General features: G+C 43.4%; 20 protein-coding genes. 11 read left to right on the top strand and 9 right to left on the bottom strand.

Going from position 1 to position 19,783, the window contains the following annotated elements; translation table 11 throughout:
• Positions 1 to 5: 5 nt before the first annotated feature.
• Together pgaC and pgaD are read left to right on the top strand one after the other, a co-directional pair.
• On the top strand, positions 6 to 1,298 hold the full coding sequence (pgaC, locus tag BLP85_RS03585; RefSeq protein WP_092818758.1) for a poly-beta-1,6-N-acetyl-D-glucosamine synthase: 1,293 nt from the start codon (positions 6 to 8) through the stop codon (positions 1,296 to 1,298).
• Complete coding sequence (gene pgaD, locus BLP85_RS03580; RefSeq protein WP_092818757.1) at positions 1,288 to 1,701, top strand: poly-beta-1,6-N-acetyl-D-glucosamine biosynthesis protein PgaD; 414 nt, start codon at positions 1,288 to 1,290, stop codon at positions 1,699 to 1,701. The genes pgaC and pgaD overlap by 11 nt, the downstream gene beginning before the upstream one ends.
• 81 nt (positions 1,702 to 1,782) lie before the next feature.
• Here the strand turns inward: pgaD and BLP85_RS03575 are convergent, their stop codons facing one another.
• Complete coding sequence (locus BLP85_RS03575) at positions 1,783 to 2,733, bottom strand: DMT family transporter (protein ID WP_092818756.1); 951 nt, start codon at positions 2,731 to 2,733, stop codon at positions 1,783 to 1,785.
• Between the two features lie 75 nt (positions 2,734 to 2,808).
• Positions 2,809 to 2,949 (bottom strand): hypothetical protein, encoded by a 141-nt coding sequence (locus tag BLP85_RS14910; RefSeq protein ID WP_171259626.1) that lies wholly within the window; start codon positions 2,947 to 2,949, stop codon positions 2,809 to 2,811.
• Positions 2,950 to 3,066: 117 nt separating this feature from the next.
• Here BLP85_RS14910 and BLP85_RS03570 point away from each other — a divergent pair, with 117 nt between their 5' ends.
• Positions 3,067 to 3,549, top strand: a complete 483-nt coding sequence (locus BLP85_RS03570) for a hypothetical protein (RefSeq protein WP_092818755.1) — start codon at positions 3,067 to 3,069, stop codon at positions 3,547 to 3,549.
• A gap of 217 nt (positions 3,550 to 3,766) precedes the next feature.
• Here BLP85_RS03570 and BLP85_RS03565 read toward each other — a convergent pair whose 3' ends face one another.
• Complete coding sequence (locus BLP85_RS03565) at positions 3,767 to 4,552, bottom strand: crotonase/enoyl-CoA hydratase family protein (RefSeq protein WP_092818754.1); 786 nt, start codon at positions 4,550 to 4,552, stop codon at positions 3,767 to 3,769.
• 220 nt (positions 4,553 to 4,772) lie between these two features.
• On the opposite strand from BLP85_RS03565, the gene pnuC reads away from it, so the two are divergent.
• The 3 genes from pnuC to BLP85_RS03550 all read left to right on the top strand — a co-directional run bounded on the left by pnuC (position 4,773) and on the right by BLP85_RS03550 (position 6,285).
• Entirely contained in the window at positions 4,773 to 5,357 is a 585-nt protein-coding gene (pnuC, locus tag BLP85_RS03560) for a nicotinamide riboside transporter PnuC (protein ID WP_092818965.1), read from the top strand.
• Positions 5,358 to 5,374: 17 nt separating this feature from the next.
• Entirely contained in the window at positions 5,375 to 5,650 is a 276-nt protein-coding gene (locus BLP85_RS03555; protein WP_092818753.1) for a hypothetical protein, read from the top strand.
• A gap of 137 nt (positions 5,651 to 5,787) precedes the next feature.
• On the top strand, positions 5,788 to 6,285 hold the full coding sequence (locus BLP85_RS03550; RefSeq protein WP_092818752.1) for a DUF2505 family protein: 498 nt from the start codon (positions 5,788 to 5,790) through the stop codon (positions 6,283 to 6,285).
• Between the two features lie 221 nt (positions 6,286 to 6,506).
• Here BLP85_RS03550 and BLP85_RS03545 read toward each other — a convergent pair whose 3' ends face one another.
• Entirely contained in the window at positions 6,507 to 6,710 is a 204-nt protein-coding gene (locus BLP85_RS03545; protein ID WP_092818751.1) for an amino acid transport protein, read from the bottom strand.
• A 218-nt stretch (positions 6,711 to 6,928) separates the two neighbouring features.
• Here BLP85_RS03545 and def point away from each other — a divergent pair, with 218 nt between their 5' ends.
• The 3 genes from def (at position 6,929) to BLP85_RS03530 (ending at position 9,389) form a co-directional block, all read left to right on the top strand.
• Positions 6,929 to 7,408, top strand: a complete 480-nt coding sequence (def, locus tag BLP85_RS03540) for a peptide deformylase (RefSeq protein ID WP_092818750.1) — start codon at positions 6,929 to 6,931, stop codon at positions 7,406 to 7,408.
• Between the two features lie 256 nt (positions 7,409 to 7,664).
• Complete coding sequence (locus BLP85_RS03535) at positions 7,665 to 8,702, top strand: GGDEF domain-containing protein (RefSeq protein ID WP_171259625.1); 1,038 nt, start codon at positions 7,665 to 7,667, stop codon at positions 8,700 to 8,702.
• Between the two features lie 312 nt (positions 8,703 to 9,014).
• Positions 9,015 to 9,389 (top strand): endonuclease domain-containing protein, encoded by a 375-nt coding sequence (locus BLP85_RS03530; protein WP_092818748.1) that lies wholly within the window; start codon positions 9,015 to 9,017, stop codon positions 9,387 to 9,389.
• 95 nt (positions 9,390 to 9,484) lie between these two features.
• On the opposite strand, the gene BLP85_RS03525 is transcribed toward BLP85_RS03530, so the two are convergent.
• The 3 genes from BLP85_RS03525 to BLP85_RS14905 form a co-directional block, all read right to left on the bottom strand.
• Positions 9,485 to 10,315 carry a TIGR02391 family protein gene (locus tag BLP85_RS03525; protein WP_092818747.1) on the bottom strand — a complete coding sequence of 277 codons (831 nt, stop codon included), beginning with the start codon at positions 10,313 to 10,315 and terminating at the stop codon, positions 9,485 to 9,487.
• A 221-nt stretch (positions 10,316 to 10,536) separates the two neighbouring features.
• Positions 10,537 to 14,226, bottom strand: coding sequence for a methionine synthase (gene metH, locus BLP85_RS03520; RefSeq protein ID WP_092818746.1), 3,690 nt, complete (start codon positions 14,224 to 14,226; stop codon positions 10,537 to 10,539).
• Between the two features lie 84 nt (positions 14,227 to 14,310).
• Entirely contained in the window at positions 14,311 to 14,466 is a 156-nt protein-coding gene (locus BLP85_RS14905; protein ID WP_171259624.1) for a hypothetical protein, read from the bottom strand.
• A gap of 227 nt (positions 14,467 to 14,693) precedes the next feature.
• On the opposite strand from BLP85_RS14905, the gene BLP85_RS03515 reads away from it, so the two are divergent.
• Entirely contained in the window at positions 14,694 to 16,313 is a 1,620-nt protein-coding gene (locus tag BLP85_RS03515; RefSeq protein WP_092818745.1) for an inorganic phosphate transporter, read from the top strand.
• Positions 16,314 to 16,493: 180 nt separating this feature from the next.
• On the opposite strand, the gene BLP85_RS03510 is transcribed toward BLP85_RS03515, so the two are convergent.
• Positions 16,494 to 18,044, bottom strand: coding sequence for a hypothetical protein (locus BLP85_RS03510; RefSeq protein WP_092818744.1), 1,551 nt, complete (start codon positions 18,042 to 18,044; stop codon positions 16,494 to 16,496).
• Between the two features lie 236 nt (positions 18,045 to 18,280).
• Positions 18,281 to 18,898: a rhomboid family intramembrane serine protease gene (locus BLP85_RS03505; protein WP_092818743.1), complete on the bottom strand. Its 618-nt coding sequence runs from the start codon at positions 18,896 to 18,898 to the stop codon at positions 18,281 to 18,283.
• 158 nt (positions 18,899 to 19,056) lie between these two features.
• Here BLP85_RS03505 and nfuA point away from each other — a divergent pair, with 158 nt between their 5' ends.
• A complete protein-coding gene (gene nfuA, locus BLP85_RS03500; RefSeq protein ID WP_092818742.1) occupies positions 19,057 to 19,695 on the top strand; it encodes a Fe-S biogenesis protein NfuA in 639 nt (212 codons plus the stop codon).
• Positions 19,696 to 19,783 lie beyond the last annotated feature (88 nt).

The raw sequence follows: 19,783 nt of genomic DNA, 5'->3' as shown, positions 1-19,783 counted from the left end.
TCCATATGTCAACGCTGCAGCATTTTTGGCATTCTGCATTGCACTTTGTTTTTTATTATCCATTATTCATGTCGTATTTATGGATGATCGGTGCACTGATTTTCTATTGGAAAGAGCGACAGGATCCGCCGTATCAACAGCCTGAAGCTTTACCTGAATATCCCAAGGTGGCAGTGCTGGTGCCTTGTTTTAACGAAGGGGATAATGCGGAAGAAACACTCAGTCATGCGCTGGCACTGGATTATCCAAACTTTGAAGTGATTGCAATCAATGATGGCAGTTCCGATAACACCGCGGCCGTGTTAAACCGTCTGGCAGATCAGCACGAAAAATTGCGTGTGGTGCATCTGGCGCATAATCAGGGCAAGGCCATGGCACTACAGGCGGGAAGCCTGCTCACCGATGCAGAATATTTGCTCGGCATTGATGGTGATGCCTTGCTTGATCGGCACGCCGCCACCTGGATGCTACGGCATTTTCTGCAAGATAAGACCGTAGCCGCGGTCACCGGTAATCCACGGATTCGTACCCGTTCGACGTTGATTGGACGTATTCAGGTGGGAGAATTTTCTTCCATTGTCGGCATGATTAAACGGGCACAACGCAGCTTTGGTCGGCTGTTTACCGTTTCTGGCGTGATTACTGCCTTTCGTAAAAGTGCCGTGCATGAAGTCGGCTACTGGTCACCTGACATGCTGACTGAAGATATCGACATTACCTGGAAGCTGCAACGTGCGGGCTGGAATATTCACTTTGAACCGAATGCCCTGGTCTGGATTTTAATGCCGGAAACCTTTAAGGGCCTGTGGAAACAGCGCTTGCGCTGGGCCATGGGCGGGGCACAGGTGCTGCTTAAAAATATAGATGTGCTGTTTCAACCGAAACTGAATTTTTTATGGCCGCTGCTGTGTGAACTGGTTCTGACCTTGGTGTGGTCTTATTTGATGCTGTTTATGGCCATGCTCTGGTTAATCCATTTTGTGGTTCCACTGGGCATATCGGGTATCAGTTCACCATTTTTACCTTATGGCACCGGCATGCTGTTGGGTGTGACCTGCCTGCTGCAGTTTGCAATCAGCAAATGGATGGACAGCCGTTATGAACCCTCGCTGGGCAAAAATTACTTCTGGATGATCTGGTATCCCTTTGTGTTCTGGCTGATCACCCTGACGGCCAGTATTGTGGCCTTCCCTAAAGTTTTGTTGCGCGGCAACGGCCAGCGCGCACGCTGGATCAGCCCAGACCGGGGTATGCGTCATTCAACCTCCAATAATGAGCAAGTGATCCATGAAAAATAATCCTTTAATTATTGATTTACGTCATTGCTTGCCGTGGCATAAGCGTTATGCATCGCATACCTCTACCGCCATGATGTGGGCGGTGTGGCTGTTGCTATGGCGACCGTTATTGATTGTGCTGGGAATTGTCAGCCTGCAAAAGCAACACCTGTTTCATCAGCTTTTTTCGGCTTTTGGCTTGGGTATTGAACATGGGGTGAGTGCGTTATTGGCCTGTGCTGTGGCCTTGTGGTTATGGTCGAATTTTGTACCTTCAAAAACAGTGCAGACAAGTTCTGCCAAAAACATTTCCGATTATGGACAGCATTTTGGTTTGGCTGTTGAAGTAATTGAACAGGGGCGTCAGCAAAAGGTCAGTGTGGTGCATCATGACGAGCACGGCAAAATCATTCATATCGAATAAAAGATTTTTTATCTGTATCCAGAATCAAGCAAATCCCGGGTCGGCATCTGGCCCGGGATTTTCTGTTTTTATTTTTATCGGCTATTTGTCCGGTACGCGCAAAGCATAGCAGGCTAAACCCGTACACAGTAACAGCAGCCCCCAGATAAAATGCGAACTGAGCATTTCGTTATTGAGCCATGTGCCCCACAGCGAGGCCAATACTGGAGTCATGATGGTAATCAGCATCAGGGTAGTGGGATTGACCTTATTCAGCAGCTGATAATAAAAAACCATCGCCAGCACAGATGAAAAAACCGCACTATAAATCAGGGCTATATGGGCTTGTAATGAAGGCAGCTGGTCAGGCATTTCTGACCAGAAAAAGGGCAGCAAGCTACAATAACCCAGCCATGACATGATGGTGGCACCAGTCATCTGACTGATCGGATGAATAGGTGCAGCAACCGCGCGCACAGCAAATGCAGAAAGTACATACAAAAGCATGGCTACAATTTCCAAACCTATGCCAAATCTATCCAATAACAGGTTTGGCGCGTTTAAGCCCAGTGCGAAATATAGGCCCAGCATGCCGAATAGCAAGCCCAGCCATTGATAGGCACTCAACTTTTCACTGCGAAAAATATAAATCGCCACTAAACCAGAAACGAAGGGAGCGCTGCCATAGATGATTGAAATTACCGTGGAAGGCACCCTGGACGCGCCCATATAGCAGAAGGCCATGGAGGCAAACAGGCCGAGTGCACCCGCGGCATAACTTAGCAAGGCTTGCGGGTGCAAGGGGACTTTGACCTTGAAGTAGGCCTGACAGGCCAGGGCAATAGGAATGGCCAGACTAAACCGGATAAATAAACCCCACGCCCAATGAATTTCATGTACTGTCCAGACGGCTGCAAGCGGTGTCAGTGACCAGATCAGCACAACAGTAGCAAATTGACCGGCTGTAGCGAAGCGTGAGGTTCGGCTAAAAGGGGCTACAACCGGTTCGGACAGTGGCGAGGGGAATCCATTTTTATTGATCGGATGATTCATTGGCTTTTTCCTTGTTTTTAGGCAATAAAAAAGGCCGCTGTTGAGGCGACCTTGGGGTATTTGGGGATTAGTGATTTATTCTAAATCATCATCAGGGTACAGATTCCAAGGCACCTCATGTAAAAATACTGCACGTCGTGAACTGGCCTTGTTGACCTGAAGGTCCAAAGCGAGGCAAGTGACAAGCGTATGTGGAGCAGATGAGAGAGGGAACATGAGCAAAATTCCTTGGCATTCTTTTTTATACCATAAAATTTTAAAAATCGTATAATTTTTATTCAAATTGTTTATATAATATAAAAATAATAATTATTTATTCATGAGAGTGACGCTATGCTGAAAATACTCTTGGGGTTATGTCTTTTCATTGGACTGATTGTCCTTTGGAAAATATTTTTTAAAATTCAGATTAATCAACAAGCTCAGCAATTCAGAATTAAGCAACTCGCCGATTTAATCAAATTTGAAGCGACCTCCGCACAGCCCCTGTCCAAAACCGAAGCCAGGGTCGATGAAGTAGAAGAATATGAACAACAGCTGTTTGATGATGTCTGCCAGATGTTTTTTGAACGTCATCTGACCGAACGTAATTTAAGTCAGGCCATTGTGCTGCAAGAAGGTATCTTAAGAAAATTGCCTGCCAAAGCCCAAACCCGGATTCATAAGCTGGACTTGGGTGAATGGTCGATTTACTGGACCTTTTATGACCAGTCCTTAGAATATTATGTTGGACGTTATGGGGTGTTTTATACCCATATTGACCGTTTCGGTTGTGAGCATAAATGTGAATTCAAGGAACAGCATAGTCGTGCCTGATTGAAGCGGCTGTCCTTGAATTGAGTATGCCCGAGTGAAAACTCAAGTACGTTATATGCTTTTTATACTGCTGCTGATATCGCTGAAAAGGCAGCTGAACTGAGACTAAAATCGCTGCTTTATAACTTCATAACTTCTGCTTGTGGTGTAGCAGTAGCATGGCAAACTCGTGTTGTTATTGCATTTAGACTGTTGGCGGTTGAATTATCGACTTGAATTATCGACCTTTAAATTCAGGCGCGCGACGTTGCAGCATCGCCATGACACCTTCTTGTACATCCTGGGTTTTAAGCAATGCAGCCAGATGCTGAGGTAAATGGGCAAACGCATTTTCTGCTCCCTGTTCAGCAGCTTCTTTGGCAGAAGCCAGGGTTGCCTGAACTGCCAGCGGAGCAGCCCGGGCAATATGTTCCGCCAGTTCAATCGCACGTTGCAGTGGCGGTTCAGGGGTAATTTCAGTAATCAGGTTTAAATCCAGTGCTGTTGCTGCATCAAAACTATCGCCGGTCAGTAAATAGCGCATGGCTTTGGACCAGCCTGCGGCCTGTATAAAACGAACAGTTGCACCGCCAAAGGGTAAAATGCCACGCTGCACTTCCATTTGCGCGAACTGGCAATTGTCCTGCGCAATAGTCATATCGGCATTCAGCATCAGCTCTATGCCTGCGGTATAACAAATCCCTTGTACGGCAACAATCACCGGTTTTTTTCGTGCTCTTGAACTGGTGCCCCAGGGGTTAATTTGCGCATGATCAAAATCAAATATGCCTGTTTGCAGTTTGGGTTGTAATTCAACCAAATCCAGCCCGGCAGTAAAATGGTCACCGTGGGCAAAAATGACCGCACAACGTAACTCCGGGTTATCTTCATATTCAGTCAAGGCCAGTGACAGCTCATGAATCATATGGCTATCAAAGGCATTTCTTTTGGCAGCCCGGTCTAGGCCAACCAGGAACAGAGACCCGCGGATTTCCCGGCTGACTTTTCCTTGTTGTTGTGACATGCTTATTTTTCCAGATAGACTGTTTTCTAAGTTTTAAGTGTTTGTGAGACAACAGTCAAACCTGTGCAGCCTAATTTTTAAATTCTGTTGCAATTGCACAATGCGAAGCTAAAAGTACCGTGGGGATGGGCAAGCCTTTAGAAAAATAGGGATAATTTATCTTGCGTTCAAGGCCATTTTTTTCATAATAGCAACACCTTTTAGCTGGTTGATGATTGCCATGTCACCTTTAGAAATTATTGCAGTTATTATTAGCCTGATTGGGGTGACACTCACCATTAAACGCAATATGTGGTGCTGGTGGTTTAACTTTGTTGCTTTTGTCTTGTATGCCTATCTTTTTTATAAATTTAAGCTTTATGGCGAAACCGTATTGCAGTTCTTTTTCATCGTGGTGAACTTTTACGGTTTCTATCACTGGCTGCAAGGCAAGCAGCAAGATCATGAAATTCGGATTGAGCCGATCGCCACAAAAACAGTGATCTTCCAGATGCTGCTGGCCGCAACTGGCGGTTTAATTTTCGGTTTAACGCTGAAGCATTTTACCGATGCTGCTGTGCCCATGCTGGATTCACAATTGGCTGCATTCAGTCTGTTGGCCACCTATTGGACCAGTCGTAAACATATTGCGACCTGGGTGCTGTGGATTTTTGTCGATATTGTTTATGTCGGCATGTTCATTTATAAAGACCTGTTCTTAACTGCCGGTTTGTATGCCGCTTTTGTGGGACTCGCTGCGTTTGGCTGGTGGCAGTGGGAACAGGTGAAAAAGAAACAGGTCTTGACTCAGTTTAAAGGGGTTTAAGCACCAAGGAGAGAGGGATGCTGATCGACTTTGCTGAATACCAGCTGCACAGGTTTGATGAACTGGCGGGCCGAATTCAAGCCGAACCGGAAAAATATATCAATTTTGATTCTGTTTCTGACTTTTATAAGGCGGACTGGTTGCAGGATTTTCCGCAAGGCACGAGCTGGACCGCGACAGGGCTGGATGATGGGGCCGAACAGTTTGATGTCATCATTGAATATCGGAGGCATTTTCTCCGTATTTCCTGTGGCGAGAAAACGACGGTTCACTCTGGCATCTATGCGGAATAGTGTGGTATAGATGGTCAATGACAGCCTATTAAAAATTAAATTAAATAAACAGCTATACAAAATAGGCTAGATCAGTGATGATTGAATGGTTTAAAATTATTCAAAATAACCACTAGAAAAATAAGGGATTATAAAAGATGGCACATCATTTTACTGTGAATTCTACAATTCAGGGTGTTTCACTTGATCAGTTCAAGCGACTTGTAGCAAATACGGCCTTGCATGAGGCAGTATGCAGACGTATACCGGGTGAAAAACTGGAAATTATTGAATCTAAAATGAGTGGAGATATTTACACTTTACGCCGTGCTTATAATCTGGATATCAATATTCCGGATATAGCAAAAAAATTCTTTAAAGATGCATTTCGAGTCAAGCGTACCGATATCACAGATTTGGCCGCTTTAACTTCAAGCATAAAATTAGGGGCAAATGTGCCTTTAGAAGCAAACTGTGAACGTTTGGTCACGGGGGATGAACAGCAAATTCACATCAGTCTGAATTGGCAGGTCAAGATAAAAATTCCTTTAATTTCAGGTATGCTGGAAAAACATGCTGAAACTGAAATTCGTAAATTCAGTCAGCTGGAAATCCAGATTGTTGAAGATGAATTAAAGAAAAATTTAGCAGCTTAATCCATAAAAAGCCCTTCAAACGAAGGGCTTTTTTGTACTCATCTATAGCCAAATAACGCTATAAAATTATATTGCCTGTTCTCATACAGTCTGCCAGTCAACTTGTAATCATATGAATCAAGCCTTTGCATGAGAATAGCTGGCTTTATTGATTAAACGCATCGGGACGTTCAAAACCCAAGGCATTTTCATTTTATACATAAACCTGATCTGTCCCTCAATTAAAGCCGGATAAAGTAAGGTGCAATAGAGAGCAAGATACCGATAGTGGTCAATAGGCCGGTACTTTCTATAAAATAAGGGAAAATCATCAGAACCAAGCCACAAATCCAAGGCACAAGGGCTTTTTGCTTTTTTCCATATAAAAAATAGCCTAAGCCTATAGAACTAAAAAGCACACCGAGCAGAAGTTGGGCAGTTGTCATATTTTTTATTGGTCAAGAAATTTAGTGAATGATATGCAAGTCAAATTAAAATGGTCTTAAAAGATATAGTGAACAAGCCTCATGCAGCATATTCTAAAATGTGCAATGCAAGTCTTAAAAACTAAATATAGAGTATGCTTGCTTAGCGTTAAAATTTATACACATGGTTTAATAAAAAAAATTAAGCTGAGTGTGATTGCCCAGTGAGGAATGAATAGATGAGCAGCATTTTACCTGTAGCACAGCGTGGTGAACGCATTTTGACCGTAACAGCGTCAGAAGTTGCACAAGCTGAGCTGAATAGCCCATGGTTAAAGGAACTAGCAGCCGCCATGCATGCCACCATGCTGGAACGTAACGGGGTGGGAATTGCGGCACCTCAGGTTTATGTGTCAAAGCGGGTGATTATCGTGGCCTCCTGTCCAAACCCGCGTTATCCCGATGCACCTGAAATGGATGCACTGGTGATGGTCAATCCTGAAATTCTAGAAAAATCTGAACTGACGGTTTTGGGGGAAGAGGGCTGTTTAAGTGTGCCGGATGAACGGGGACAAATCGCTCGCGCCCAAACCATTCAGCTGCGTTATTTTACTTTGGAGGGTGTAGCGGTAGAAATGAGCTTGAGCGGTTTTCCTGCCCGAATTGTACAGCATGAAGTGGACCACCTTGATGGGATACTGTTTGTCGAGAGGATATAAGAACGCATTGTTTAATTTTTATACTATGGATATAATATTAAAGTAATAAAAAAACTTATAAATTATAAAGATATTCATAAAAAACATGAAATTTTTTAGAAAAATATCCAGGCTGATTTTTCATTATTGGGGCAGATTCAAATTTCATCTATTTGAATCCGATAATTTAATTATTAACTGGTCCAATTTTGACAAGGGCATATTGCTCTGCTTTTTTGGAGCATTTTGCCAGGTCAGCGCGATTAAATGGTATCTGTTGAGTTACTATTCAGAAGACAATCGGGTCTGGATTAATCACGACTTTTTTTTCGTCCGATTTACTACGGTCGTTGTCACCTTAATCATTTTTATCGGCATGATTGTGCTCAGCCACAGATATAAACACAATGCAAAATTCCGTCAATTTATTGCTTATTTTTCACCGATTTTTTTTGGGACGGTGATGATTTATGCAGGCTATACCGTGGGAATGTATAGCCCTGCAACCATTGCCGGTTTCGTCAATATTGTGCTGATTGGCCTGGTATTTTATTCACGTAAAATAATCTATGGCATTGCCATGTTTGCTTCTATTTTTACCGTGATTATCAGCTATTTAACTTTTAATGGATTTATCCGTTATGCGCCTGTGTTCAGTGATAACCTGACGCATAGCGAGTTTTACCTTAATCCGTTCTGGATCAAAAGTATGGCTGAGGTCTATCTTCCTATCTTGCTCACTTCGATTTTGTTTTTTGAAATTTTGCTGTCGCAGTGGCGCCGGCGTGAAATGAAAATTAAAAAAATGAGCCAGACCGATGCGCTGACCAATGTCTTTAATCGTCGTTATATTGGTGAACAGCTGAGTACTTTGGAAAATAAGAAAAAAGTGACTTATGCCGTGGTGTTGCTGGATTTGGACTATTTTAAAAAAATTAATGATGATTATGGTCATGAAACCGGAGATGCGGTTTTGCAGCGTGTGGCGACAATATTATGTACCACAACAAGAATACAGGATGTGGTGGGGCGTTTTGGTGGTGAAGAGTTTATCTTGATTTTAAAGGATCAAAACTTGCAGCAAGCCATCGAGATTGCAGAACGCTGCCGAAAAATTATTGAACAGGAAGAATTCGAACTGGAAACCGGGGAAATTCTAAAAACCAGTGCAAGTTTTGGGGTCGCTCTTTCTGAAGTAAATACCAAAAAAGAACAGACCATTCGTATGGCAGACCGGGCTTTGTATTTGGCCAAACAGCAGGGACGCAATCAGGTACGGCATTATCTGGAGCTCAACTTAAAGCCCGCTGTTTAAGGTTTTTATTCTTTAATGGTGTCTGGATAATAGTCTGATGCACATTTCAATCACGATGTTTTCCGCACCGTTCATGGGTTTCTTCATTGGAACACCTATAGTTATTGATTTGGGATTGATGGGGTAGAAAAGGGCGATTATTGGGAACAATTTTACTAGATTAAATCCCGCCCGACCTCCCTTTCTTACACTTCGTTTTAAAGCAGTGCTTTAAAACTTGTTCAGGGAGGAGTTGTCACGTAATCCAATTGATAGCCGAAAGTCCCCCTTTGAAAAAGGGGGATTTAGGGGGATTATAAAGAGAGAATAAAAATGAAAGCCTACAATAAGAACTTAAAACAAGCCTCGCGTGACTTACGCAACAATATGACCGAAGCTGAGAAATTACTTTGGTCAAAACTGCGTGACAAACAAATTTTAGGTTTGCAGTTTTATAGGCAGAAACCAATCTTAAATTACATCGTAGATTTTTACTGCCCAGCAGCCAATTTAGTGATTGAGTGTGATGGCAGTCAGCACTATACAGAAGAAGGATTAGAAGCAGATCAAGTTCGAGATGAAGCTTTGGCTCAGCTAGAATTAAGAGTGCTGAGGTTTGATAATGGGCAGGTAATGGGGCAGTTTGATGTTGTGGTTGAGCAAATTTTTCAAGTTATTCAGAACAAATCCCCCTCTTGCGAAACGTAGTTTCTCACCTTTTAGAAAGGGGGACTTGCCGTGAATCTTATGATGGATTTGGATTAATGTTGTTCCTCCCTTTTTTAAAGGGAGGTTAGGTGGGATTAAAAACTTCCTTCATATATTTTTCTTGCTTCAACAGCTTTATCTAGTTTTCGATGAATTAAAGATACTGTTGATAAAATATCTAAAGCATCTTGTTCTTCAATATTCCATGTAATTTTGGGTGCATGAGCGGTAGTGTTCCTGAAAGTTCCAAATACACCTTTTAGTAAGTTCATAAATCCTTTCTGTTCGCTTCTTTGACTTTCTGTACTCAAACTACTTAAGGCTAAGTAAGGAATCTTATCTTTATAAGAAAAAGCTTGATCAACTAATTCAGCACCATCTGTTGTTAAATTAGTTTTAATTCTAATTTTTTCTGCAATACTCTTTGTTGCTTCAAAAACAGTATGAAAGTAATTATCTACTAATAATTCAGCCTTACAAAAGAATAAGACATCTGGGTGAATTTTTCGATCTAGTAAAGATCTTCTTAAGTTTTGTGCACGTTCTTCAGCTTCAGAAAAATTTTTTACTTTATTAGCTGGTTTGAGTTCGCCGCTTTCCGTTATTTCTAATCCTTCAAATGACAACACATAATTTAGCTGAGATCTTATATTTTCAAACCATTCTTGTTTTTGAACGTGTCTAGAAGGGCGCATAACATGCAGAATGAAAGCACAAACATTATTAGCACAACGGTCCTCATTCTGTTTAAAGCTCAAAGCGTCATATAGCCGTTTCCACTTCGTAGAATTTATTTGAGGATCAGTAATCCCACATTCAGATAAATATTTAGTTATTTCAGTACCTGAAAGCCCTATGTTAGTTTCGCCTAAGATTTTGCATATAGTTTCCAGGCTTGCTAGATCAAAATTTTTTATTATTGCCATTGCTCAATCTTAAATTTTCATGGGTTTAAGTATTTTAAATATTTACTTTATTTATAGCAATTTAATCCCTCCCAACCTCCCTTTAAAAAAGGGAGGAGCTGTCACGTAATTCAATTGATACGCGAAAGTCCCCCTTTGCAAAGGGGGATTTAGGGGGATTCCAAAATACTAAAACAAAAAAATCCCCTCACTAGAGGGGATTTTTATTGACTTCAAACTAATTACTGAACTGAATCATCCAGATTAGGCGCTAACCAGCGTTTCGCTTCATCCAGTGTCCAGCCTTTACGTTTCGCATAATCCTCAAGCTGGTCGCCTGCGATTTTACCCACGTTAAAATACTGCGACTCAGGGTTGGCATAGTAGAAACCGCTGACCGATGAAGGTGGCCACATTGCAAAACTAGAAGTCAATTGCGTACCAATCTTGTCAGTCGAACCTAACCAGTCAAACAATGGCGCTTTTTCAGAGTGCTCAGGACATGCCGGGTAGCCTGGCGCAGGACGGATACCGACATATTTCTCTTTAATCAACTCTTCATTCGACAACTGTTCAGATGCCTGGTTGCCCCAGAACTCTTTACGGATACGTTCATGCAAGTGCTCTGCAAAAGCTTCGGCAAAACGGTCACCCAACGACTGAACCAGAATTGCTGAGTAGTCATCACCTTTGGCTTTGTACTCATTTGCCAGTTCTTCTGCACCAAAGATCGAAACGGTGAAACCGCCTAAGTAATCTTCAGTCACGCCTTTAGGGGCTACAAAATCAGCCAATGACAAGTTTGGCTTGCCTGTTACTTTATCCGACTGCTGACGGATATGCTCAAAAGTATGCGTAACTGTCGTGCCAGTTTCATCAAATACTTGAACTGTATCGGCACCTGAACGGTTGGCAGGGTAAATGCCAAATACCGCGCGTGCATCGAAACGTTTATTTTCGATGATGTCTTTCAGCATTGCCTGCGCCTGGTTATACAAATCAGTCGCTGCTTCACCCACGATTTCATCTTTCAGAATGGCTGGGAATTTGCCTGCCAGACTCCATGAAATAAAGAATGGTGTCCAGTCAAAATACTCAACCAAAGTTTCCAAGGGATAATTGGTCAGCGTTTGCGTACCAATGAAGTTTGGCTTCACAGGCTTGTTGGCTGCAAAGTCAATTTTCAAGCCATTTTCAACCGATTCTGCATAAGACAGTTTGGCAGCTTTCGGCTGTTTGTTGGCAATACGTTCACGCACTTTTTCATATTCAGCACGGGTTTCTGCCACAAAGGCAGGTTTCATCTCTTTAGACAGCAGGGTGGTTGCTACACCGACCGCACGAGATGCATCGGCCACGTAGATGACAGCATCATTTGAATATTGCGGATCAATTTTTACCGCAGTATGCGCTTTAGACGTGGTTGCACCGCCAATCATCAGCGGCACCTTAAAGCCTTTACGCTGCATTTCCTTGGCAACAAATACCATTTCATCCAAAGATGGGGTAATCAGACCTGACAAACCGATGATATCAACTTTCTCGTCAATTGCCGTTTGTAGAATTTTTTCCGCAGGCACCATCACACCCAGGTCGATAATGTCATAGCCGTTACAGCCCAATACCACGCCAACAATGTTCTTGCCGATATCGTGTACGTCGCCTTTTACGGTCGCCATCAACACTTTACCTTTAGACTCACCGCCCGATTTTTCTGCTTCGATATACGGGTTCAGCCAGGCCACGGCCTGTTTCATCACACGTGCAGATTTCACCACTTGCGGCAGGAACATTTTGCCTGAACCGAACAGGTCACCGACCACGTTCATGCCGTCCATTAAAGGACCTTCAATCACGTCCAGCGGACGTTTGGCTTTTAAGCGTGCTTCTTCAGTATCTTCATCAATATATGTGGTGATGCCTTTCACTAATGCATATTCAAGGCGTTTTTCAACTGACTCGTTACGCCATTCAAGGTTTTCAACGGCTTTTTGAGCGCCTGCCTGACCGCGATATTGTTCAGCCACTTCAAGCAGCTTTTCAGTCGCTTCCTGACCGCTTTCACCCTGGTTCTGGTTCAGGATCACATCTTCAACCGCAGCTTTCAGTTCTGCTGGGATGTCATCATAAATCGCCATTTGGCCAGCATTCACAATACCCATGGTCATGCCTTGCTTGATGGCATGGTAAAGGAATACCGAGTGAATGGCTTCACGTACAGGTTCGTTGCCGCGGAATGAGAACGATACGTTAGACACACCGCCGGAAATCATGGCATGCGGCAGGTTCTGCTTGATCCAGCCGGTCGCTTCAATGAAATCCACCGCATAGTTGTTGTGTTCTTCAATACCGGTGGCTACCGCGAACACGTTCGGGTCAAAAATAATATCTTCAGCCGGGAAGCCGACTTCATTCACCAAAACATCGTATGAACGCTTACAGATTTCTTTCTTACGCTCAGCGGTATCTGCCTGACCATTTTCGTCAAAGGCCATCACAATCACGGCAGCGCCATACTGACGGCATAGACGTGCTTTATGGACGAACTCGTCATAGCCTTCTTTCAGGGAAATCGAGTTGACAACCGGTTTGCCTTGTACGCATTTCAAACCCGCTTCAATGATTTCCCATTTAGATGAGTCAATCATGATCGGCACACGTGAAATTTCCGGTTCAGAGGCGACCAGATTCAGGAAGTGCACCATTGCGCCTTCTGAATCGAGCATGCCTTCATCCATGTTGATGTCGATGATTTGCGCACCGGCTTCAACCTGTTGCTGTGCGACTTCTAGTGCTTCGGCAAAGTTTTCTTCACGAATCAAACGCAGGAATTTTTTAGAACCGGTGACGTTGGTCCGTTCACCCACGTTCACGAACAGCGAATCGGCTGTAATATTAAATGGTTCTAAACCGCTTAAGCGGCATGCCGGTTTGGTTTCAGGCAATTGACGCGGTTTGATGTCTTTAACGGCATTGTAAATGGCACGGATATGATCCGGTGTGGTACCACAGCAACCGCCAGTAATGTTGATTAAACCGCTTTCTGCAAATTCTTTCAGGAAGGCAGCCGTTTCTTCCGGAGTCTCATCATAACCACCGAAGGCATTTGGCAAGCCGGCGTTAGGATGGGCAGACACGAATACATCAGCAACGTCAGACACGGTTTTTACGTGTGGACGCATGGCATCTGCACCCAAGGCACAGTTAAAGCCAATTGATAACAAATCACCGTGACGCACCGAGTTCCAGAACGCTTCTGCGGTTTGGCCGGTCAAAGTACGGCCTGAAGCATCGGTAATGGTCCCTGAAATCATCAATGGCAATTCATAACCAATCTGGTTGAACACTTCTTTTACGGCAAAAATAGCCGCTTTACAGTTTAAGGTATCAAATACGGTTTCAATCAGCAGAATGTCTGCACCGCCTTCAATCAGCGCATGCGCAGCTTCAATATAGTTTTCTTTGAGTTCATCAAAGGTGATGTTACGGAAAGCCGGGTCATTGACGTTCGGCGAGATTGAGCAGGTACGTGAAGTCGGGCCAAGTACACCGGCTACAAAACGTGGCTTGTCTGGAGTTGAATATTTTTGGCAGGCTTCTTTGGCAATCCGTGCCGCTTCACGGTTAATCTCGGGAACCAGATCTTCCATATGGTAGTCCGACATGGAAACACGGGTGCCGTTGAAACTGTTGGTTTCAATAATGTCCGCACCCGCATCCAGATAGGCTTCGTGAATACCCTGAATAATGTGCGGCTGTGTCAGTACCAACAGATCGTTATTGCCTTTCAGGTCAGATGCCCAGTCAGCAAAACGCTCACCACGGTAGTCAGCTTCTTCGAGTTTGTGACGCTGAATCATGGTGCCCATCGCACCGTCGATAATCAGAATCCGTTGAGCGAGCAGCTCTTTTAGGGTGGCAAGCGTGGACATAAATAACCCCAATCCGATGGAATATAAAATCGGCATATATGTTAGCAGAAATCAGTTCATTTTTTCTGATATTCAGTTTATTTACTAAGCGCCATGATGGGCTTGCCGAATAAATAGTCGAGTTAAATTTAAACTAGCCTGTTGATTGTTCTGTAATAAATCCTTCATCAAGTTGTAATGAATATGCTTCAAGCTGACTGAGCTTGCCGTATTCGCATGTCCGGCGGTCTTATATTTCATGCTTTGTAACATTATGGGAAATGGCTAAAGTAGCCTGGGAAATGACTGAGGTTTTATTATAAGTATATGATTTTAATTGTTTAAGTTGACTGCTATTCTCGGGTTTTTAGCGAGGAAGGTGCCAAATAAAGTATGAAAAACTGCTTTATATGACAGCTCTTTGTCATATAATTGTCACAATTAAATTGAACAATAAGGGGATTTTATTATCCCTTTGAACCGTCTGCATGAATTCTAGTATTCCTCCCGTCCAAGATCAGGTGCCATCAGCACCAGCGAAATCGACGAATGTGCATGTTGCTACACCGAAATTTTTTATGCCGGTGTTTCTCACGGTTATTATTTCAACTTTGGTGTATATCGGTTTTCAGCTTTCAACCGATTTGGCGCATGTGCCAGCATTAAGTTTATATTCCGTTATTCTTTTAGCGACTGCTTTATTAATTGCTTTAGGCTTTGAATTTGTTAATGGTTTTCATGACACGGCCAATGCAGTCGCAACTGTTATTTATACCAATGCCTTATCTGCCCCTGTTGCCGTAATGTGGGCAGGTTTCTGTAATTTCCTTGGGGTGATGGTGGCAAGTGGTGCTGTTGCTTACGGCATTATTGCTTTATTACCTGTAGAACTGATTATGAATGTCGGTTCAGGCGCAGGCTTTGCCATGGTTTTTGCCATGCTGATCGCTGCGATTCTCTGGAATTTGGGTACCTGGTTTTTGGGTATTCCGGCATCAAGCTCACATACCTTAATCGGTTCGATTTTAGGTGTGGGTATTATGAACTACATCCTGCACTCAGGCGCTGGCGCAAGCGGCGTAGATATGGAGCAGGTGATGAAAGTGGGTAAGGCACTGCTATTTTCTCCACTGATCGGTTTTGCTTTTGCTGCTGTCCTGTTTTTACTGGTGAAAAAGATCTTTCGTAAACAGTTGGAGCTCTTTCATCCGCCTGAAGGGAATAAGCCGCCGCCACCTTTAATTCGTGCGATTTTGATTTTCACGTGTACCGGTGTGAGTTTCGCGCATGGTTCAAATGACGGTCAAAAGGGCATGGGCTTGATTATGCTGATTTTGATTGGTTGTGTACCATTGGCTTATTCTTTAAACAAGAATTTAGACAATGCACATATTCAGTCTTTTGAGCAATTGTCTCAGCAAACCGCTACTGCTATTTATCCGCAGCATGAAAATATTGCGGATGCTCAGGCACGTGCTGTGATTACCAAGTATATTCAAACTAAAGAAGTGACCCCTGAAGTGGTTCCAGCTTTAGCGAGCCTGACCGATCATCTGGGTGACCGTGTTGCCAAATATGGTGATATTCACAATATTCCAGAGGCTGAAGTTTCTGCGATCCGCAATGATATGTATCTCAGCACGACTGCGTTTAAGCGTTTAGATAAAGCTGAGCAGCTTCCTGAGATGTCAAAAGATCAAAGCAAGTTGGTTAAAGAATATCGTAAAAACCTGGATTCATTCCTTCAGTATATTCCTACCTGGGTAAAAGTGGCTGTTGCCCTGGCATTAGGTCTGGGTACGATGGTGGGCTGGAAGCGTATTGTGGTGACTGTAGGTGAGCGTATTGGTAAAAACCATATGACTTATGGTCAGGGCATGTCAGCCGAACTTGTTGCAATGACAACGATTGCTGCAGCAGATGGTTTGGGTATGCCTGTATCGACAACACACGTTTTGAACAGTGCCGTTGCAGGTACCATGGTAGCCAATAAGTCAGGCTTGAATTTGCAAATGGTGCGTACCATTTTATCGGCATGGATCTTCACTTTACCAGCGACCATCTGTTTATCTGGTGGTTTGTACTGGCTATTCTTACAGTTCGTTTAGACGTCTGTTAGAAACAAAAAACGCTGCTTTCGCAGCGTTTTTTTATGTCTTTCAGTGCTTTGTTATGAAAAGAAAATCAAACTGCATATATCCTTCATTTGTCTTTGTTTGACCTTCACTTGCACTTTGGTTTAAAGCTATATTTCTCATCTTCCTAAAGAAGAGGGGGAAGCCTTGTGATTATTTCTTTATCTTGCGTAGCACCTTCTTAATCGGCAATTTTTGGTTGGCAAAGCCATACAGTGCGGCAAAAGGCAAAGCGGTGCGGGCCAAATAAGGCACACGCCACAATCCGCCATGGTTGGCACCTTTCATCATCAGTTCTAGCGGATGATCCAGATGGGTTTCCGGGTTTGCAACCGATTCAGGATGACGCAGGTCATAAATCCATAACGCAGCCATTAAGGCATTGGTGGTTTCTGGACTAAACGATTCCACGTCGAACAGGCTGGCACCACTGAAGGCGGCTTTTAATAACGGATTTTTGGTCACTGAATGGGTTGTGGTAGACGGCGCAATATTAATGCTGACCCGTTGTCCATAATGTCGCGCCAGTGTGGCACGCCACTGCTGGATCCGTTTGGCCAAAGCATAGTTTGGACCTTGCTCGACCACCAGACAGTCCGCAATGCCATATTCCTGACCATTGTCGGAAGAAATGAGCGTGTGTAGATTCTGCTGGAAAAAACGCTGGGCGGTAACGGTTGAAATGCCTTTACTCAGAAGCTGACGGACTTTGGAACGGCACTGGAACTTGTCATAAGACGCTTCGACCACTTCCTTCGGAATGGCATAGACATCGGTTGGCGTGCACATGAACATTAAACTGGTGTCCGATTTTTGCTCACTGACATATTCCATGATGCTATCCATGGCCATGGCAACACGAACATGTTTTTCACCATCGAGATAGGCAATAGCCGCCAAATCAAGCTGATGTTCACTTTGGCTTAACCAGTGGGCAATTTCAGGTGTTTGGGTGAGTAAATCGGCGCCTAATTTTTCTTTCAGTACCGTGCTTGAGGTATCTTCTGCCAGTTTTTCCGTGCAAGGGGCATACAGGGTGGCGTTGCCTTGCTGAATGGTGTTGAGGATTCTGTCCCACACCCGGGTATTGGGTAAGTCTACGGCAATAATATTGGCTTTCCAGCGTGCCAGCCAGGTGAGCGGACCGGCTTCAGACCCTGCACCAAATAGCACCATGGTACGGTCTGAAAGATCAAACCATTCCGGATGGGCCTGTGCGCTACGCAAGGCATCCGCATGGCTGCATTCGATAATGCCTGCATCTTGCCAGATCTGGATTTGATCCAGTAAAGCCTGACCTTTTAGCTTTTGTCCTTTATAGGGAACATACCATTCTGGTGCAATATCACTTTCGCCTTTGAGCTGAATGGTATACAAGGTGGCGGTATCGACATCTTTCATGATGTCTTTCAATAAATAGCGTTGACCATCTCGATAAAAATCAAAGCTATGATGGGCTTTATGCAAGCCTTGTTTGGCAATGGTAATGGAATTGTTGATGGTGCGAATACCGTGTTCTACCAAGGCCTTGAAATAGATCGGATAGTGCTTGCGCCAATTTTTTTCGGCAAGTGCATCCATGGATGACTTATTGTCGACTATAGACAGGGCTTCAGCAATAATTTCTTTGCCTGTTTGGGTGGTACTGGCTTTTTTGCTGTGGGGATTGATAGGGAATTGAAGACCATTTAATGAAGTGGACATGCAAAAGATCTCTTTTTTTTGCGCATTTATATACAGATGTCTACATTATCTATGCCAAAATGATTTGTGGGGTAGCATTTAATGACAAAATTATGTAAATCTTTATTGAATATACGCAGCAAAAAAGGAGCATTAAGCTCCTTAATTTTTTAAATATTCGAATGTTCTTTATTGAAAAAACCCAGTGAAGTGTTTTTAAAGCCTAAATACTGGGTGTTCCTATTCTGAAAAATACCTTAAAAAGGCACTTGCATCAGTTTATTCAAAAAGTGGCCAATAAGGCGGGGTTCAATAATAATCGTCATTATTACCCCATACGCCGCTCCCCATAAATGCGCACTATGGTTGATGTTGGAATTGCCGCGTTTGCCTGACCAGACGCTATAAGCCACATACAGCACGGCAAAAATAATCGCAGGCACAGGAATAAAGAACACAAAGATCAATTTCCACGGTTCAAACAGAATATAGGCAAACAGCACGGCAGACACTGCACCAGAAGCCCCTAAACTGGCCCAGCGATGATCATTACGATGCTTTAGATAGCTTGGTAAAATGGCAAAAATCAGGCCACCCAGATAAAACAGCACAAAGCCCAAATCGTACATATATTGCCGATAAAAACTTTCAATCACGCTGCCAAAAAAGAACAGGGTAATCATGTTGAACAGCAGATGAGTCCCGTCTGCATGCACAAAACCATGGGTAATAAAGCGATCATATTGTCCACGCTGCATTGCCGGCGGCCAGAAAATGAGTCGGCTCATGACTTTCTGGTTGGAAAAGGCAACCAGCGAGATAATAACGGTAATAAGAATCAGGGTAACAGTATGGTTAAAAGGTAAATCCAACATAAAAGCAAGTTCTACATTTCAAAATCTATTGTTCATAATGCCATTAAATGGCAGCTTAAGTGGAACTTTCACAATAAATCCGACAATTTTAGTTGAATTTATGAAATTACCCCACATCTTCAGTTAAAATGGACACTTCAGCTTGAGGAAAAATTGTTATGTCGACTGAGAACACCAGCACTGCAGTTGCAGAAGAGATTCCAAACTTATTGATTACTCCGACTGCTCAAGAGTATTTAAAGGATTTGTTAGAAAAGCAAAATACGCCAGGTATTGGGGTGCGTGTTTTTGTGGAAAATCCTGGTACGCCACGTGCTGAATGTTGTATGGCATATAGTGCACCTGACGAAGTTGTTCCAACTGACTATAAACAGGATTACCCGGATTTTCCGGCATTTATTGATACTCCATCCATTCCGTATTTGCTGGATGCCGTGATTGACTACAATAAAGACCGTTTTGGTGGTCAGCTGACATTCCGTGCGCCAAATTCTAAAGTGCCGCGTGTAGGTCCGGATGCCTCGGTAGAAGAGCGCATTACCTATGTACTTCAGTCTGAAATTAACCCGGGACTTGCAGGCCATGGTGGTAACTGTGCACTGGTTGAAGTGGTGGAAGATGAAGAACACGGTTTAACTGCGGTACTGAAATTTGGTGGCGGTTGCCAAGGCTGTTCGTCTATCGACCTGACCTTGAAGCAGGGTGTAGAAACTACCTTGAAACAGCATGTTCCTGAATTGATGCGTGTAGTTGACCAAACGGATCATAGCAACACCGAAGGTGCTTATTTTAAATAAGCGCAAATGATTTAAGAAAAAACCTCCATTACGGAGGTTTTTTTATAAGAAGCAAGAAAGCCGCATGATGTGGCTTTTTATATATCGG

This window comes from Acinetobacter kookii (assembly GCF_900096895.1).
Lineage (GTDB): Bacteria > Pseudomonadota > Gammaproteobacteria > Pseudomonadales > Moraxellaceae > Acinetobacter > Acinetobacter kookii.
This window is presented reverse-complemented; position numbering and strand designations above follow the sequence as displayed.

Coding starts and splice junctions, on each gene's coding strand:
- BLP85_RS03525 (WP_092818747.1), bottom strand. CDS start 10,315: ATGGCAATAATAAAAAATTTTGATCTAGCAAGCCTGGAAACTATATGC.
- BLP85_RS03550 (WP_092818752.1), top strand. CDS start 5,788: ATGGCACATCATTTTACTGTGAATTCTACAATTCAGGGTGTTTCACTT.
- pnuC (WP_092818965.1), top strand. CDS start 4,773: ATGTCACCTTTAGAAATTATTGCAGTTATTATTAGCCTGATTGGGGTG.
- BLP85_RS03505 (WP_092818743.1), bottom strand. CDS start 18,898: ATGTTGGATTTACCTTTTAACCATACTGTTACCCTGATTCTTATTACC.
- BLP85_RS14905 (WP_171259624.1), bottom strand. CDS start 14,466: ATGAAATATAAGACCGCCGGACATGCGAATACGGCAAGCTCAGTCAGC.
- BLP85_RS03515 (WP_092818745.1), top strand. CDS start 14,694: ATGAATTCTAGTATTCCTCCCGTCCAAGATCAGGTGCCATCAGCACCA.
- BLP85_RS03545 (WP_092818751.1), bottom strand. CDS start 6,710: ATGACAACTGCCCAACTTCTGCTCGGTGTGCTTTTTAGTTCTATAGGC.
- def (WP_092818750.1), top strand. CDS start 6,929: ATGAGCAGCATTTTACCTGTAGCACAGCGTGGTGAACGCATTTTGACC.
- BLP85_RS03530 (WP_092818748.1), top strand. CDS start 9,015: ATGAAAGCCTACAATAAGAACTTAAAACAAGCCTCGCGTGACTTACGC.
- BLP85_RS14910 (WP_171259626.1), bottom strand. CDS start 2,949: ATGTTCCCTCTCTCATCTGCTCCACATACGCTTGTCACTTGCCTCGCT.
- pgaC (WP_092818758.1), top strand. CDS start 6: ATGTCAACGCTGCAGCATTTTTGGCATTCTGCATTGCACTTTGTTTTT.
- BLP85_RS03555 (WP_092818753.1), top strand. CDS start 5,375: ATGCTGATCGACTTTGCTGAATACCAGCTGCACAGGTTTGATGAACTG.
- BLP85_RS03575 (WP_092818756.1), bottom strand. CDS start 2,733: ATGAATCATCCGATCAATAAAAATGGATTCCCCTCGCCACTGTCCGAA.
- BLP85_RS03570 (WP_092818755.1), top strand. CDS start 3,067: ATGCTGAAAATACTCTTGGGGTTATGTCTTTTCATTGGACTGATTGTC.
- BLP85_RS03510 (WP_092818744.1), bottom strand. CDS start 18,044: ATGTCCACTTCATTAAATGGTCTTCAATTCCCTATCAATCCCCACAGC.
- metH (WP_092818746.1), bottom strand. CDS start 14,226: ATGTCCACGCTTGCCACCCTAAAAGAGCTGCTCGCTCAACGGATTCTG.
- pgaD (WP_092818757.1), top strand. CDS start 1,288: ATGAAAAATAATCCTTTAATTATTGATTTACGTCATTGCTTGCCGTGG.
- nfuA (WP_092818742.1), top strand. CDS start 19,057: ATGTCGACTGAGAACACCAGCACTGCAGTTGCAGAAGAGATTCCAAAC.
- BLP85_RS03565 (WP_092818754.1), bottom strand. CDS start 4,552: ATGTCACAACAACAAGGAAAAGTCAGCCGGGAAATCCGCGGGTCTCTG.